Source organism: Niveispirillum lacus, from assembly GCF_002251795.1.
Classification (GTDB): Bacteria; Pseudomonadota; Alphaproteobacteria; order Azospirillales; family Azospirillaceae; genus Niveispirillum; species Niveispirillum lacus.
This window is the reverse complement of sequence record NZ_NOXU01000014.1, coordinates 35338-51207: the sequence shown is the minus strand read 5'-3', so window position 1 is coordinate 51207 and position 15870 is coordinate 35338. Positions and strand designations below refer to the sequence as shown.

Sequence of the window (15870 nt, the reverse complement as noted above, 5' to 3'; positions counted from 1 at the left end):
CCCGAGCTTAACGACTTGTCCAGTTTTACGGGGCCAGCTCATAGGTACGGCGCGACCAGGACCGTCGAGCCTTTTCTCAAATGGAAACCTGCAAGCTCAGTGTCGGCGGTCGCCTCACGCGAGAACCACCAAGCACCGGGGTAGAGCCGCAGCGTCTCGTTGACGGCCCGTGTCGTAACGTCCATTCGGCGCCAGGCGTCATACGGCACCACTCCACCTGCCGTGGCTGCGGCAGCAACTTCGGCAGCGATGGCACGGCACACCTGAGGTCTGCGCGCCAGTTCGTGTAGCAACCAAGCCGCTACCGAACCCGTCGTCTCATGCCCCGTCAGCAGCAAGGTCAGCAGCTCATCGCGGACCTCGCTGTCGGAAAGGCCTGCCTCCACGAGCACGGACACGATGCTGCCGGGGTGGGACGATCTCCGTGCCTTCGCGACGACGGCGTCGAGCTCCGACAGCGCGAACTTAAGCCGTGCTGCTTCCCTCGCAGCCGTCCAAGGCGGCGTGTATGCCCGCCAGAACCCGACCGCCACGTCGTCCTCGATCAGCGTGACTGCCGCGATGAGCCGGTCCTCGTCCTCCGCGTCCAGCGCCTCTTCGCCGAACAGGACGACCGCGATCATGCGCAGGGCCAGCGCCGCCATGGCGGGGCCGATCGCGACGGGCCCCTCCACTGCCGCCATCCTGCACGCAGTCGCCGCGGCCACGGCCTGCAGGGCCTCGCACCGCAGGGCCAGGACCTCGGCGCGCAGCCCCTGGTGTGCCAAGTACCGGCGCCTGCGGGCAAGCTCGCCCGTTGCCGTCAACACGCCCTCACCTACAACGGATTTGAGCTTTGCGACGTGCCGGCCCTTCGCGAAGCGGGCCTCCGGTGCGGTAAGCACCTCCCGGGCATAGGCCGGGTCGGTCAGCAGGTAGACCGGCGCGAGGCCGAGCCTGAGCCGCTCCAGCGGTGCGGCTGCCGCCAGCCCCCTGCCGAGAACAAAACCGAGGGGGTCGGCGATGAACGGGCGGACGTCGGAGAATGGGTGTCGGATCATCAGGCGGCTTCCTGCGAGAGTTGGGCGAACTTTCGGTATCGGGGGTGGGTCTGTTCGGCCAGGTGAAGCCCTCCGGCGACGATCGCGCCGCGGGTGCCCTCCTGCGACCGGTCCACGCCGGGGTATGTGAACAGTTTCAGGCCGGCGCGGCCGAGCAGCTTGTGGAAAGCCTCGTCGGTGACGGCAACGATGGTCGCTACGCCGTTGGCGGCTGCGAAGCGCATCATCAAGCCCAGCAATTCCCTTGAGACCATGTCAGGCTTCTGGTGGAACGGATCCACCCCGAAACGCGATATCTCCCACGTCTCGATATCCCGCGGCAGCTGCCGGCCTGCGGCCAAGTGGGGAAAGACGTCCTGGAGCAGGTAGGGCCGCACCGTCGGAAGCATTCGCCAGCAGCCTACTGGGTTGCCATCTTCAACGACGGCCCCGTAGATCGTATCCTTGCGGTCGAACTGGTCCCGCTCCCGTCCCGACCGGTCGACGGAAAGCGTCCAGCCCAGGCCTTCGACGAAGATGCGCCGTCGGAGCTGCTGGGTCTTCCAGGCCAGGTCGGTGTGCGTTCCTGCGGTGAATGCCTCGGACCGGCATCCAGTCGATATCTGACGACCCACATCAATTATTGCGCGCATTGCCGCCCGCCCATAGTCTGAAGACGATGGATGATCGGATATTGCCGCCTGGACGGTGTATCCCGGTTTTTGGGGAGGATTAGAGCATGCTCGACCTCGATTTCCTTATCAGCGAAGTACAACGAGCTCAATCGCTCGCAGAGCTGACGGACCTGCTCCAGCGCGTCATCGCGAGGTTCGGCTTCCAGAGCTTCAACCATCTCGACACAGGTCGGCCGGACGCAGCGCGGCCTTTCTTCCACGGGACCTGTCCCGAGGCTTGGCAACGCTGCTACGAGGACAATGGCTTCGTGGAGGCCGATCCCATGGTCTCGACAGCACGGCGCCGGCGGCTGCCGTTCGTTTGGGGCGACGTCGCCCTGCCGGAGCGCCGTCCGGGCCCCAAGCCGCTGGCCATCCTGGCGATGGAGGCGGCGCACGACCATGGATACCGGGAAGGGTACGTCCTGCCCTTCCACACGGTGGACGGCCTTGGCCGGGCCCGGTCAGCACTGACAGCCCTATTCTGGGCGGAGCCACGACCTGAGTTCGCAGCGATGATGGCGCAGCACCGACACGAGCTGCATGTCTTCATGTTCTACTGGCAGGAGCGGGCGGTCGACTTCGTCTGGCCGGACCCGTCGCAGGGCTTCAGGTCGTTGGACGGGGATGGCATGCCGCTGGTCGGGGCCCGGCTGACCGACCGCGAGCGCGACGTGCTTTCTTGGGTCGCCCGCGGCAAGACGACGAGGGTCGTCGCAGCCATCCTGGACATCTCGGCCGAGACCGTGGAGACCCATGTGAAGGCTACTATGTCGAAGCTCGGCGCCAGCAACAGAACGGCCGCAGCCGTCCGGGCCGTCCAGCTGAAGCTGATCGACGTGTAGCGCGCCGGCTTATCCGTGTGCGCGGAGGCATACCGGCAGCCCATCCCCACCTCCCTTCACCTTTCGCCTCCTCTCTTCCGCCGCCGCTGGCGCAGGGGAATGGCGCTCCCGCGCCATGATGCCTACAGGGGAAGGGTTGTTCTCCGGGCGATCCAACTCCGCCACAGGAGCGGTAGCCGCCGTCAGACCGCCTAGTCTTCCGGCGTTGGAGCCGTTCCCAGCACAAAATACGGCGCAATAGGATTAACTCTATGGAGGTGCCCCGATTTTGCCCAAATCATGTCATCGTTGGGCTGCAATCGGGATGCTTAAATGAATAGTCGACTACGACGACGTGAAACAACCATCTGGAAATAATCGAAATGATCATCCGCTTTATCAGCATATCAGACAGCACCGCCCTTGCATTTTCCTTGAACAAAAGCGGTGAGACGAAAGATGAATGCTACGCTCAACGGCGCGAAGACGCTTGAACACATCACCATTACCACCGGTAATTCGCGGACTTCATCCCGCGATGAAGTTGATGCTGATGCCTTCCCCATCCTGTCGAAGCTGATCCGGGATGCGGCGTCGGGCAAGATGCCCAAGATTCCCGGCAATGTCGGGAAGTACCACCTCTCCGCGACTGTGGAGGGCAACGCGGTCATCGCGACCGTATGGTCCCTCAATAGGGGACGCCGCGTGCCCGTCGTGACCTTCGGCGTCGCGACCGATGCGGAATCTGGCGCCCCTTTGTGGCGCATCCTCCACAACAATCCCCATTTCCCGATCCCATCCGTTACCGATCCCAACGTCATTCCCAAAGCGCCTTGGTGCGCCGTCAGGTTGGAAATCGGATTGATGGATTGCTTCGACGCGACCTTGTGGCTCGGCGACTTCGAGCGGTGCGTCGCTTGGACATGGGTCCGGCTAAAGGGCCTTAGCTGAATACAGCCACGAGGATGGCCGGCGCCGCTACCACCGCGCCCGCTAACACCAGCTGACCTGACTTATATCCCTTCCCACGAAACGGACTGCCTACGCGACCGCCGCTCAGCCGCGCTCGAGCGTTCCCGCCCTGGTAGCCACCCCCTCTTTTCTAGCGGCGGCCTTCAGAAGGCCGCCGAAGCGGAGTTGCGCCTATGCACAACGAACTCTACAGCTCCAGTGTCTCCATTTACTCAAATGGACACTCCCGTTCATTCTTGGTGCCGGGAACGACCGGCGCTTTCGCCGAGTTCCTTTCGCGTCCGTTGAATAGATTGGTCTTGGGGTTCCCCCAAGTGACCATCGCTGAGAAACAGATGGTTCGGCGCGCGCCCGTCAAGGCCGGCTATATCAAGGACGGTCCCCATATCCACTGGGTGTTCACGATCGGCGACCTGATCTTCGACGCGCCCTTCGACGCGCGCCTCATCAATCGCGAAGACCTTATGATCCACGACCTTACCACCGAGACTAGGCTGGCTATCCATATTAAACTGATCGACACCTATTGCATGGATCTCCGGGCCTGGAGGCTGGTAACACTCTCTCCGTCGCTGACAAAGCGTTTCCTCCGCGACGTACTGGATCAGCTCGCCGATGTGAGGGAGGTCAAGCCGTACCATCAGAAGTACACCGCGATCCCCTTGATGAAGCTGCCGAAGCTGGTGAACGTCGAGCCCTGCGGCTCGTGACAGAACAGGCTCTCTGTCGTTTCCGCGATAGGAAACACCGGGGTTCAGCAAACGAAAAGGATGCTTAAAATGGCGGTGTCCGTCCTGGGCACCGCCGTCCCGTCTCGGCCGCTCAGCGCGCCCTTCACCGGCGACCCGTCGACGACCGCGTGCAGGTACGACGGCGGGTCCTTCGCCTCGTGCAGGGCGAAGACCAAGCCTTATCTGACATGATCCCCGCCGATTACCCACCAGCCGCTGTCGACTGCCTCGTCCAACTGGTTCTCCACGTTGGTGCCGCTGCAGCACACGCGCCTGGCCCTCCGGAACTCAGAGGCCCCGCGACCAAGCGGACCCGTCGGCGGCGGCCGAGTTCGTTAGCCCGCTTCTCACCCGAGTTCGTTCCCCTAATAGATCCGCTGCGACTGGGAGGATGGTACCCCGTTCCAGCCGCAATGCGTCAGTAAGTGGAGATGCACGATTCTGACAAACTTCGACCCCTCCGGGGATTTCCGGTCTCCACCGGCATCCTACCGACGAGCCTCCCTGTTGCCATCACCAATGGAAAATGAACTGAAGCCTTCGGCACCTACCGGAATCTGGGGGAGTCGCGCGGTAGCGTCCCGTGATCGACGAACAAGGAGGACTTCGGAATGGCAAGGATCGTCGGCTGGGTATCTATCGCGGGCTTCGCGCTGTACGGCTTCAGGCGCTTCGTCGGCGACCACGTCGTGCTGGACAACAAGGAGGCCGAGGTATCCCGTAATAGGAATCCGTCTTGGCGCGCCGAACCATAGCTTGCACCACTGCGGATTGCGCTCCACAATGCCACAGGGCTACATAACGCAGCACTTCCTCCACCTGGACGACATGCCGCCGAAACACGACGATGCGGTGCCTGGCGACAGGCTGCTCGCGCTCTACCAGATCCTGACCCTGCAGGGCCGGCGGTACTACCTTGCCGACCATCTGGGCCGTTCGCCCCAGGCGGTCAACAGCATGGTCACCATCATCGAGGGACATGTCGGCAAAGACGCCTATATCGAGAAAGGTATGGAAGGCCGGCGCAGGTACTTCCGCTTCCGGACACGGTCGGAGGAAAGGGCGCTGGGATTCTCGTTCGAGGAGCTGCGGTTCCTCACGACGTGCCGCGACCTCGCCGCTCCCCACCTCCCCGAGCCCGTCGTCGGGCGCATCGACCGGACGCTGACGTCACTCGCCGTCCAGTTGGGCGAAGGGGGTTTAGAGAAGTTCGGGATACCCATCGGTTTCCGCTCCAAAGGGTTTTAGACTACGGGCCCCACTTAGCGACGGTTGCGGCGCTCAGGGAGGCGATCGGCCGCCGGCAGGCCTGCATGGTCTCGTACAGCCTCCGGCACCTTCCCCAGCTCCCCAGAGATATCCTTCACCTTCTGCACAATCAGGTGGACCACCTCCCCTTCCCTTTGCACCCGGCCCTTTGCCGCCATCAACTGCGCGCCCAGGATTTCCCGCCGGTACTTCTCGAACCGGTCCCGCCAAACGATCAGGTTCGCCGCCCCGGTCTCGTCATCCAACGTGATGAACAATACCCCGCTGGCCGTGCCCGGCTGCTGCCTCACAAGCACCAACCCGGCGATCTCCACCCATTTCCCGTCCGCCGCCTCCATCGCCTCCCGGCAAGTCACCATCCCGCGGCGGCTCAGCTCTGCCCTTAGGAACCCCAACGGATGGCCCTTCAGCGATAGCCCGGTCCGGACATAATCCTCCATCACCTCCCGGCCCGCCGCCATCGGCCTCAGGCCCACCTCCGGCTCCACCATCTCCGGCACCACCTGCCCCTCCCGGGCTGCTGCTGCCGCGAAGAGCGGCAGCGGTTCATCCCTGAGCCCCTTGATCGCCCATAGCGCCTCGCGTCGGGCCAGCCCCAAACCCGGCCGGAAAGCGTCCGCCTCGGCCAGCCTCACCAGTTCCGCCTGCGGCACACGCGCCCGCTGCCAGAGATCGTCGACCGAGATATATTTCCGGTCCGCCCTGGCCAGCACGATCGATGCGGCATGGGCGTTCCCCAGCCCTTTCACCAGCCGCATCCCGAGCCTGACCGCCAGCCGCCTTTCGTCGCCGGTTTCCTCCAAGGTGCAGTCCCACCGCGAAGCGTTGACGCAGACGGGTCTGACCTCCACGCCATGCTCCTCCGCATCCCGTACGATCTGGGCCGGGGCGTAGAAGCCCATGGGCTGGCTGTTCAGCAAGGCCGCGCAGAATACGTCCGGGTGCCAGCATTTCAACCAGGCGCTGGCATAGGCGATCAGCGCGAAGCTGGCTGCGTGGCTTTCCGGGAACCCGTAGCTGCCAAACCCCTCCAACTGCCTGAAGGTCTGCTCGGCGAATTCAGGGGCGTAGCCGTTGGCCACCATGCCTTGGATCAGCTTATCGCGGAACTTCGACACCCCGCCCGTCATCTTGAAGGTGGCCATGGACTTGCGCAGCATGTCCGCCTCGCCAGGGGAGAAGCCCGCGCATTCGATAGCCACCCGCATCGCCTGTTCCTGGAAGAGTGGCACGCCCAGGGTCTTGCCCAGCACCTTCTCCAGCTCCGGTGTCGGGTATTCCACCGGCTCCAGCCCCTCCCGCCGACGCAGATAGGGGTGGACCATGTCGCCCTGGATCGGTCCGGGCCGGACGATGGCCACCTCGATGACGAGGTCGTAAAAGGTGCGCGGTTTCAGGCGGGGCAGCATGGACATCTGTGCCCGGCTTTCGATCTGGAAGGTGCCGAGCGTATCGGCCTTACGGATCATAGCGTAGGTCCTTGGGTCCTCCGCCGGAATGGTCGCCAAATCCAGGCGGATGCCCTTGTGGTCGGCCAGCAGGTCCAGCCCCTTGCGCATACAGCTCAGCATGCCGAGCGCCAGCAGGTCGACCTTCATGAACTTCAGCGCATCGATGTCGTCCTTGTCCCATTCGATCACCTGCCGGTCCTTCATGGCCGCCGGTTCGATGGGCACCAGATCGTCCAGCCGGTCCCGCGTCAGCACGAAGCCACCGGGATGCTGCGAAAGGTGCCGGGGGAAGCCCGTAAGCTGCCGAGCGAGGTCCAGCGTCAGGCGCAGTCGCCGGTCGGTCAGGTCGAGGCCCAGTCCCTTCAGGCGCTCGTCATCAAGCCCCTCCTCCGACCAGCCCCAGACCTGGCCCGACAGCATGCGGACAAGGTCCTCGGGCAGGCCCAGGGCTTTGCCCACGTCCCGCAAGGCACCCTTCGTTCTGTACCGGATGACCGTGGAGCACAGCGCCGCCCGGTCGCGGCCGTAGGTGTCGAAGACCCACTGCATGACGGTCTCGCGGCGTTCATGCTCGAAGTCGACGTCGATGTCCGGTGGTTCCCGCCGCTCCTCGCTGACGAACCGCTCGAAGAGCAGGTCGTTGCGGGCGGGATCGATGCTGGTGATGCCAAGGACGTAGCAAACGGCGGAGTTGGCGGCCGAGCCCCGGCCCTGACAGAGGATGCCCTGCGAGCGCGCGAAGCGGACGATGCTGTTCACGGTCAGGAAATAGGGGGCGTAGTCCAGCTTCTCGATCAGCGTCAGTTCATGGCGCAGGGTGGCCGCCACCTCCTCGGGCAGCCCTTCGGGATACCGGTCCCCTGCCCCCTCCCAGGTCAGCGCCTCCAGCGTCTGCTGCGGCGTCAGCCGCGGATCGTCCCGTTCCTCCGGATACTGGTAGGTCAGTTCGCCCAGGCTGAAGCGGCACCTCTCGACGATCTCCAGGGTTCGGGCCAGCGCATCGGGATACCGCCCGAACAGCCGGTGCATTTCCTCCGGCGGCTTGAGGTATCGGTCGGCATGGCGCTCACGCTGCGCGCCCAGCTGGTCGATCACGCTGTTGTGCCTGATGCAGGACAGCACATCCTGGAGGATGCGCCGGCTGGGATCGTGGAACAGGACGTCGTTGGTCACGACGGTGGGCACCCGCATGCGGACGGCCAGGTTCGACAGTTCATGCAGGCGCAGTTGGTCGTTCGGGCGGCGACGCAGCGTCAGGGCCAGGTAGGCCCGGTCGCCGAAGGTCTCCCGCAGCCGGCGCAAGCGCCGACCGCACTCCTCATCCGCCCGGTCGGGGACCAGGACCGCCAGCAGCCCCTCCGCATGGGCGGCGACATCCGCCCAGTCCAGGCGGCATTTGCCTTTGCCCCCACGGGCCTTGCCCAGCGAGAGGAGGCGGCACAGCCGGGAATAGGCGGGCCGGTCGGTGGGATAGACCAGCAGGGCGGTGCCATCGGCCAGATCCAGGCGGCACCCCACGACGAGGCGTACGCCGGTCGATTTGGATGCCTCCCAGGCCCGGACCATGCCGGCCAAGGAGTTGCGGTCGACGACGGCAAGGGCTTCGATGCCCAGATGGGCCGCCGTAATGAACAACTCCTCGGCAGACGATGCGCCCCTCAGGAAGGAGAACTGCGTGGTGACCTGAAGCTCTGCATAGCGCGGCCCCGGGTTCATCCGAAGATCCCATGCAGGAACCAGCGGTGGGAGCCCGTGGCCGGATCCTCGCCGTTGCCAGCGCGGTAGACCCAGTAGCGTTCGCCGGCATCGTCCTCCACCCGGAAATAGTCGCGGACGGCCTCCAGCTCGGCGTCGCGCCGCCACCATTCCCCGAAGACCCGCTCCGGCCCGTCGGCCCGTCGCACCCGGCGGCGGACGCCCCGCCAGGTGAAGGAGGCTGGCGGGTGGTCGGGCAGTAGCGCGACGGTCTCGATGAGCTCGGGCCGCGCCAGCAGCCGGGCCGGCCGGGGCCAATGGTCGGGCCAGCCCGTCCCTGTGTCAGGTGCCATGGCAGGGATGCGCTGCACGGACCTTTCGGGTACGTCGCTGGCGACGGCGGCGATCCGGTAGACCGCCCGCCCGCCGATGCGGTTGGCCAGCGTGTCGACGAGACCGGACACGTCCGGCCGGGCCACCTCGACCAGGGAACTGACAGCCTGCTTCATCTCCAGCGGTTCGGCGATGGCGGCCACCAGGACCATGGCCTCAATCCCGAAGCCGGGATCGATGGTCCCGATCTTGTCGCAGAGCAGCCGGGTCAGGCGCCGGACGTCCCGCGTCGGCAGAGCCATGCCCACGCGCACGGCCTGGAGGCGGCTATCGACGCGGTGGACCAGCAGGTCCAGCCGACGGGCACCCAGGCCGCGTTCCTCCAGCGCAAAGCACAGGTCGGCAACCAGCTTGCCGATGTAGCGCGCGATGGTCTCGGCCGCCGCGATCGGTTCCGCGAACGCGCGGCGGGCTTCGACCTGGTCGGCGGGCCGGACGGGGTCGAAGGGTTCGGACGCCTCCCCCAGCGCCTGGTCGATCCGGCGGGCAAGTTGCGGCCCGAAGCGCAGGGCCAGCGGGGCCCGCGGCTGGCGATGCAGGTCGCCCGCGGTCCTGAAACCTAACGTCCGAAGGTCCCCGGCCATCGCCGCCGGCAGGCGAAGGGCCTCCAGCGGCAGGGGCGACAGCAACGACAGGCCCCGGCCTGGGTCCGCCACGAAGATGGGGCTGGCCAGGTACCGCGCGAAGGCATGGGCGGCACCCCAGCTGTCGGCCACGGCGGCGCGGGCCTCGACACCAGACATGGCCAGCCGACCGACCAGAGACTCCAGCATGGTCTCCTCGCCACCGTGCAGATGGTCGGCACCGGTGGTATCGATGACGATTCCGTCCGGCGGATCGGCGGCGACCAGCGGGGAGAAACGCTGGAGGATCCAGAGCGCCAGCCGGTGAAGGCCTTCCTGGTCAGCCTGCGGTGCGGCTTCATCGACCACCAGCCCCGGCACCAGCACCTGGGCCTTGGCGAGCGCCATGCCGGGGCGCAGGCCGGCCTCCAGCGCTGCCGAACAGCAAGCGGTCACGACACGGCGTTTGCGGATGCGGCCCGCCAAGACTAGCGGCCGATCAGCCGGCGACGCTGCGTCCCCAGCCGCCCGCCGCAGCCGGTCGATCGGCCAGTTCGGCAGGTAGAGCGAGACGACCCTGTTCATCGCAGGCCTCCAGTTCGAAATCGGCGCTCTCCCCGGCGCGGACCCGGACCAGCTCGACCAGCCAGCGATGCCGTCCCACGCCCGGCACTGGCAGGGGTGCCGACGGCAGGGTCGAGACCCGCCAGCGGGTGACGGCGGATGTCGGCTGACCGAAGTCGGCAGCATCAGCCTGCCGGCGCCAGCGGCGCAGCGCGATACCGATAGTCCGCTTGCCTTCCACCGCCAGTTGAAGCCGCCGCGAAGAGGTCATGTTGAGCGACGCGACCTCCGCCACGACGGCCCCCAGGCTGCCATGGCGTAGTGCCTCCTCGGTACAGGCCAGCACCGTCTTGTCATCGCCGGCCTCCACGTAGATGACGCGGTCGGGCGGCAGGCCGGCCTGGGCCAGCGACGGGGCGAACAGGTCCGGCTGGGTGCAGATCCAGAAGACCGGCCCCTCGGTACGGGCCGCAATGCCGGCGCTGAACAACGCCGCCGCCGCCCCGTCAACGGTTCCGGGTCCACCACCCGCCACCTCGTGCAGCGCGCCGAGGGCCAGACCGCCGCCGGGCAGCTTGGCATCGAGGACAGGCAGGCCGAAAGGCAGAACGCCGCCTTCGTGGCGCGACTGGCCTTCGATCCGGGCGATCTGCGCGCGCAGGGACGCTATGGCGGACGCGTTCCGCAAGGAGGGCTCCTGGAATAGGATTGTTCCCTATATGTTCTTTTTTAGGTTGGGAGAGTCAAGCGGTGTGTTTGCAGGGAGAGGGTGCATGGGGTCGTTTGGCGGCTTGGCACGGGAAGGGCGAGAGGGTGGGTGTTGGCGGGTTTCGCGCGATGGCCGCCGACGCCGCCGCGTGTGGAGGCGCAAGGCGCCTCCTGGATTCCGGCGCCCGCGGCGCCGGGGGAGATGGCGCCGAGGCGCCATCATGCGAGAGGTGAAGGTGTGGGCCAGGCAGGCCGAGTTCCGCATATACGGAGCCAAGTGGGGGTAAAGGCTCATGGATATGGATTTTGTATTAGAATCAATTATCTAGTGGCTTTTGGGTCGAATCTGTTGGAGGAGCGGCATTCTTCATAATTTCCTTCTATTCCAATGGGTTGCACCCTATTTTGTATCTAGCGGAAAAGCACCCCCACCACCCCCAGTTCTTGGGGGTACTTTTTAGCGTTTAATATCAATTGGTTAGTCGCAATTTTTATCGCACCCCCGGAAAAATTCCGAACATACACGTGCACATGCGTGCGCTCGACGCGCACATGGGCGCATGCGCGTCGAGCGCGCCCGCGCGTGGGGGGTATATTGCTGGGGGTTTGGGGGTATCTATCGATTTATTTTACATCTATTATAAAATATCTATATAAAACAATAGCTTACCGACCAACCCCAGTACCCCCAAACATTGGGGGTACGTTGGGGGTATCGGGGGTATTTCTGGGGGCAGCCGCCAAAACCCCTCAGGTCAGCCTCCCCCACGCTCTCACCTCTCGACCCGGGTGCGCCCGCGGCGCACCCTCTCGAAACCTCGCCCCCACCCCTCTTGCGCCGCCGTCCCACCCTTCCCCAGCGTGTTCAGCCCCTCGGCGCCTCCGGCGCCCACGCCCCGGATCGACGCTATGGCTGCCCAAAAGCAGCCCCTAGCCTCCCTCCTGGCACCTCAGCCGGGATTTCCGACCACACCCAACCCACCACGCTTCACCCAACCCTGAACGATGCCAGAACACGTTTCGTCGACGGTGCCATCAAGCGATTCCGCCGACGGGTTCCGCCGCGCCGCTGTTGCTGCCCACCCTACACAGAAGCACAGCCTTATGAACCCGATCCTAAAGACCCTTGTTGGAATCGTTCAGGAGGGGATGGTAGGCAACGCTCGCGCTGGAGCCAATGATCGTCAAGCTGACTTGGTCCCCTTCGTGTCTCCAGGTGTGGATCTTCAGGAAGCCGCTTTCGTTAAGGTGAAACTCCTTCCCGTATTTTCCGCGAAGGGCGCCGACCAAGGAGTTGGGATCCCCGCTGGCCAACTTCAGCGAGACCTCGGCGAGCTTTTCATCCCTGAAATAAAAGAAGGCCGTGAAGTTGAACTCACCCGAGGCATACGGCATCCTCAGCTTGGGACTTCCATAGCCCTCCTTGCGCTGCCCCTCAATTTCTTCCTGATCAGTCAGCGGAACCGCCGCCCCCCGGGAGGCGGCCACGGTTTGCGGGAGGGACATGCCCCATTGCGTAGACTGCCAGCCGCCGGCATAGGCGGAGAATGGAAGCAGTGTTGCGCAAACGAGAACGGATATTGCAGTGAGGCTATGTTTCACAATGAACCCGACCGATATCGTGACTGACCATCGCAGTTCGATAGCATGTTTCAATTTGGAATCTCCATAACGTTTGTGAGTACAAGCGCATCCTGGGCAACGCCCGACGGCCCCGACCTCGTCATGGATCGAGATAGGCTGAACGGCGCCGTGGGATTGCTGGCCCAACACCTAGCCGGAACCCGCCTTCGTGCACCGCATCCCGGTCGTCCCCGCATTGTTGAGCATCGGCGTCCCGAATCCCAGCGGAGAGACACAGTCAATGAGGGCGAACACCACCAAGTGCCAAGGTCTGCTCCGACTCCCCCTCTCACCACCTCCCGCTTCCGGGCGCGTCCGCGCCCGGCTGTCTCCGGTGCCTGCGGCACCGGTGGATGGCGCTACCGCGCCATCGGCTTTACGGGGAAAAGTTCGGAGTTCCTGCCTGCCTCCCCCCGCCCCACCGGGCGGGGATTTCCTCACCGGCCAACCTCAGTCGTCGTCCCGGCCCGCCGCGACCATCCGGAACAGCACCGGGCTGTGGTCGGAATAGACCTGCCGGAAGTCGTCATGCCTGTACGGGTCGCCCGGATAGGGACCGGTCCCGAACTGCTGCCATCGGTTCCTCATCGCGTCGACCAGGCCGACCACCTTGAAACCGAAGGCCTGGTCGATCTCGGGAGCCGTGGCTGCGGGGCGGTAGAAGACGTGGTCGTAGGGCTTGGGACCCTTGACGTTGGTGTTGGTCGCGACGCAGCCGGCGTTCAGCGACTGGTACCCTGGCGGCAGCGCCTGGGCCAGCTCGCCGCAGTCCTGAATGTTCGTGTCGCCGACGATGAGGTAGTCGCGCTCCCCGTTCCCCGCCTGGGCGTCGATCCACTGGCTGATCGAAGCGATCTCGTGCTGGCGGCGCTGGCGCGGGGCCGGCCCGTCGTCGGGCTGTAGGTGCACCGATACCAGCACGAAGTCCATCGTGCCGGAGCAGTTTCGGAACGGGAAGGCGAACGGCACCCGCTCATAGTCGGGATGGTTCGACCGGTCGGACGCAAGGAACCCGCCCGGCAGGTCGTTTGCCGGGGCGGCCGCCTGGGGCTTGTAGAAAGCCACCCACCATTCGGTGGCCGTGGAGTTCAGGTGGATGCGGTCGCCGCTGCCGGTATCCTCCTCGGACATGACCCAGAAGAAGCCGCGGCTCCGCATCGCCTCGAAGAAGGCGGCCGCCTGTGGATCGGGCTTGAAAGCTTCCACGGTCCCGTCCGGGTTCGGCGGGAAGCTGCCGGCGAAAGGCGGGGCGATCAGTTCCTGGACGAGGACGATGTCCTGGTCCCTCACCAGGTCTGCCAAGCCTTCGTTGTCCCGCTTGGCGGACGAGCCCAGGAACTGGATGTTGAAGGAGGCCAGCTTCAGGGGGCCGACGGTGCAGGCGGGCTTGTCCGCCGCGGCACCGGGAACGCCAGCCCAGGCCAGCAGCGCGATTGCAAAAGATACGGAGCGAAACAGCCGGCGGGACATGTTCAGCATCGTTCCTGAAATATAGCCTGTTGCATAGGCTCCATATCACATTCCAATTGAAATCTGTGTGAGCCCATTCACCATCCAATGGCGGCCTCCCGCCGCAACCCGAAGGCAACTGGGGGAAGCCAGATGAACCGCGCCTTGTCCGTCTTCCTGCTGGTGCTGCTGGCGTTCCCGGCCCCGCCGGCCGCGGCGCTCAACCAGACCGACGAACAGGTCAGGCAGGCTATTATCCAACAGTCCATCGCATCATATCCCGGCAACTGCCCCTGCCCGTACAACACGGCCAGCAACGGCAGCCGGTGCGGGAAGCGCAGCGCCTACAGCAAGCCGGGCGGTCGGGCGCCGCTGTGCTTCCCCGAGGACGTCACAGACAAGATGGTGGCGGACTACCGGCGAGCGAATGGGGCGAAGGCGAAGTGACGGTCACGGCGCCCCCGTAACGGATGGGCACGCTTCACCGGGTCGATTTGCCTTCGCCGGCCCAATATGCTCCCTTCCATGGAACGATGCCGCCGACCAGGAGCGGTGACCTTGGGGAACCGCAGGAACATGGCCGACGCCAATGCCGAGATCTGGAGCGAACGTCGCGAGAACTGGACGCCGGGCCGGGCCGACGCACGCGACGCCGCAGCCACCGACTACGCCAGGGTCGTCCACTCCGCGTCTTTCCGCCGGCTGCAGGGCAAGACCCAGATCCTGAACCTCGGCGACAGCGACTTCTACCGCAACCGGCTCACCCACTCGATCGAGGTCGCCCAGGTCGCCGGCGGCATCGCCCGCCAGCTTCAGCGGGACTTCGCCTCCCACCCAGCGGCGCCGTGGATCCCCGACCTGACCATGATCCAAGCGATCGGCGCGACGCACGACCTCGGCCATCCGCCGTTCGGGCACGGCGGAGAGGTCGCGCTGCACTATTGCATGCGGGGAACCGGTGGCTTCGAAGGCAACGGGCAGACGCTGCGCATCCTCAGCCGGCTGGAGAGCTTCTCCGAGGCCAACGGCGCCAACCTGTCGCGCCGCTCGCTGCTCGGCATCCTCAAGTATCCCGCGCCGATGGGCGCGGTGCTGAGCGCCGACGCGAGGCTCCAGCCGGCGCTACTCGCGGGGACCTCGGCCGTGCGCCTGATAGACCGGAAGGCCTGCCGGCCGCCCAAGTGCTACCTGGACACCGAGCGCGACGTCGTCGACTGGCTGCTCGACCCGTTGCCGAACGCCGACCGGGACCTGTTCACGTCTTGGGATCCGGTCGACGGCGACCATGGCAGGACGCGGCACAAGTCCTTCGACTGCAGCATCATGGACCTCGCCGACGACATCGCGTTCGGCGTCCACGACCTGGAGGACGCGCTCGCTACGCGCCTCATGGACGCCGGCGACGTGGCGTCGACGGTTTCCGAGGAGGCGTGCGCGGGCTTCCTGGAATACCTGGGGGAGCGGGAGGGTTCCGGCACCGCCTCCCATGCGGGGTTCGTCGGCGCGCTCACCGGCGACCGGCGGACGCTCAAGCGGACCATCGGCCGGATGGTCACGTATCTGATCACCTCGGTCGAAATCCGGACCGAAGATGCATTCGGGACCCCCCTGCTGCGATACCGCGTCAACCTGCCCGAACGCCCGCAGGCGTTCCTCAAGGCGCTGAAGAGGGCGGTGTGGGAGAAGGTCATCAGGAGCGCCGCGGTGCAGCAACTCGAGTTCAAGGGCCAGAACATGGTCGTCGCGGTGTTCGAGGCGCTGGCGGCCGACCCGGGATCGCTGCTCCCGGAGGGCACCCGTACCCGCTACGGGGCGGCGGACGACGGTATGCGCATCGTCTGCGACCATGTCTCGGGGATGACCGATGGCTTCCTGCTGCGCACCTACGAGCGCCTGTTCAGCCCTAGGATGGGCTCGGTGTTCGACGAGATTTAG

General features: G+C 65.4%; 13 protein-coding genes. 6 read left to right on the top strand and 7 right to left on the bottom strand.

Annotated features, from left to right (window positions below):
• Positions 1 to 38 precede the first annotated feature (38 nt).
• Both CHU95_RS01260 and CHU95_RS01255 read right to left on the bottom strand, forming a co-directional pair.
• Positions 39 to 1040 (bottom strand): cytochrome P450, encoded by a 1002-nt coding sequence (locus CHU95_RS01260; RefSeq protein WP_094452926.1) that lies wholly within the window; start codon positions 1038 to 1040, stop codon positions 39 to 41.
• A complete protein-coding gene (locus CHU95_RS01255; RefSeq protein ID WP_094452924.1) occupies positions 1040 to 1672 on the bottom strand; it encodes an acyl-homoserine-lactone synthase in 633 nt (210 codons plus the stop codon). Before CHU95_RS01255 ends, CHU95_RS01260 begins: the two co-directional genes overlap by 1 nt.
• Before the next feature lie 86 nt (positions 1673 to 1758).
• Between CHU95_RS01255 and CHU95_RS01250 the strand changes: the two genes are divergently transcribed.
• From CHU95_RS01250 to CHU95_RS01235, 4 genes are all read left to right on the top strand, one after another.
• Positions 1759 to 2538: a helix-turn-helix transcriptional regulator gene (locus CHU95_RS01250; protein WP_094452922.1), complete on the top strand. Its 780-nt coding sequence runs from the start codon at positions 1759 to 1761 to the stop codon at positions 2536 to 2538.
• A 438-nt stretch (positions 2539 to 2976) separates the two neighbouring features.
• On the top strand, positions 2977 to 3468 hold the full coding sequence (locus CHU95_RS01245) for a hypothetical protein (protein ID WP_094452920.1): 492 nt from the start codon (positions 2977 to 2979) through the stop codon (positions 3466 to 3468).
• Between the two features lie 335 nt (positions 3469 to 3803).
• Positions 3804 to 4199 carry a hypothetical protein gene (locus CHU95_RS01240; protein WP_133065371.1) on the top strand — a complete coding sequence of 132 codons (396 nt, stop codon included), beginning with the start codon at positions 3804 to 3806 and terminating at the stop codon, positions 4197 to 4199.
• Between the two features lie 804 nt (positions 4200 to 5003).
• The gene (locus CHU95_RS01235; RefSeq protein ID WP_094452916.1) at positions 5004 to 5468 is read left to right on the top strand and encodes a hypothetical protein; all 465 of its coding nucleotides are present in this window, start codon (positions 5004 to 5006) and stop codon (positions 5466 to 5468) included.
• Between the two features lie 14 nt (positions 5469 to 5482).
• Here the strand turns inward: CHU95_RS01235 and CHU95_RS01230 are convergent, their stop codons facing one another.
• The 5 genes from CHU95_RS01230 to CHU95_RS01210 form a co-directional block, all read right to left on the bottom strand.
• The gene (locus CHU95_RS01230; protein ID WP_094452914.1) at positions 5483 to 8656 is read right to left on the bottom strand and encodes an error-prone DNA polymerase; all 3174 of its coding nucleotides are present in this window, start codon (positions 8654 to 8656) and stop codon (positions 5483 to 5485) included.
• Positions 8653 to 10176, bottom strand: coding sequence for a Y-family DNA polymerase (locus tag CHU95_RS01225; protein WP_094452912.1), 1524 nt, complete (start codon positions 10174 to 10176; stop codon positions 8653 to 8655). The genes CHU95_RS01230 and CHU95_RS01225 overlap by 4 nt, the downstream gene beginning before the upstream one ends.
• Entirely contained in the window at positions 10091 to 10843 is a 753-nt protein-coding gene (locus CHU95_RS01220; protein ID WP_207762333.1) for an ImuA family protein, read from the bottom strand. The genes CHU95_RS01225 and CHU95_RS01220 overlap by 86 nt, the downstream gene beginning before the upstream one ends.
• Before the next feature lie 1136 nt (positions 10844 to 11979).
• Positions 11980 to 12519, bottom strand: a complete 540-nt coding sequence (locus tag CHU95_RS01215) for a hypothetical protein (RefSeq protein WP_133065370.1) — start codon at positions 12517 to 12519, stop codon at positions 11980 to 11982.
• A 417-nt stretch (positions 12520 to 12936) separates the two neighbouring features.
• On the bottom strand, positions 12937 to 13956 hold the full coding sequence (locus tag CHU95_RS01210; protein WP_165771934.1) for an endonuclease/exonuclease/phosphatase family protein: 1020 nt from the start codon (positions 13954 to 13956) through the stop codon (positions 12937 to 12939).
• A 132-nt stretch (positions 13957 to 14088) separates the two neighbouring features.
• Between CHU95_RS01210 and CHU95_RS01205 the strand changes: the two genes are divergently transcribed.
• Together CHU95_RS01205 and CHU95_RS01200 are read left to right on the top strand one after the other, a co-directional pair.
• The gene (locus tag CHU95_RS01205; RefSeq protein WP_094452904.1) at positions 14089 to 14382 is read left to right on the top strand and encodes a hypothetical protein; all 294 of its coding nucleotides are present in this window, start codon (positions 14089 to 14091) and stop codon (positions 14380 to 14382) included.
• A gap of 129 nt (positions 14383 to 14511) precedes the next feature.
• A complete protein-coding gene (locus tag CHU95_RS01200) occupies positions 14512 to 15870 on the top strand; it encodes an anti-phage deoxyguanosine triphosphatase (RefSeq protein WP_094452902.1) in 1359 nt (452 codons plus the stop codon).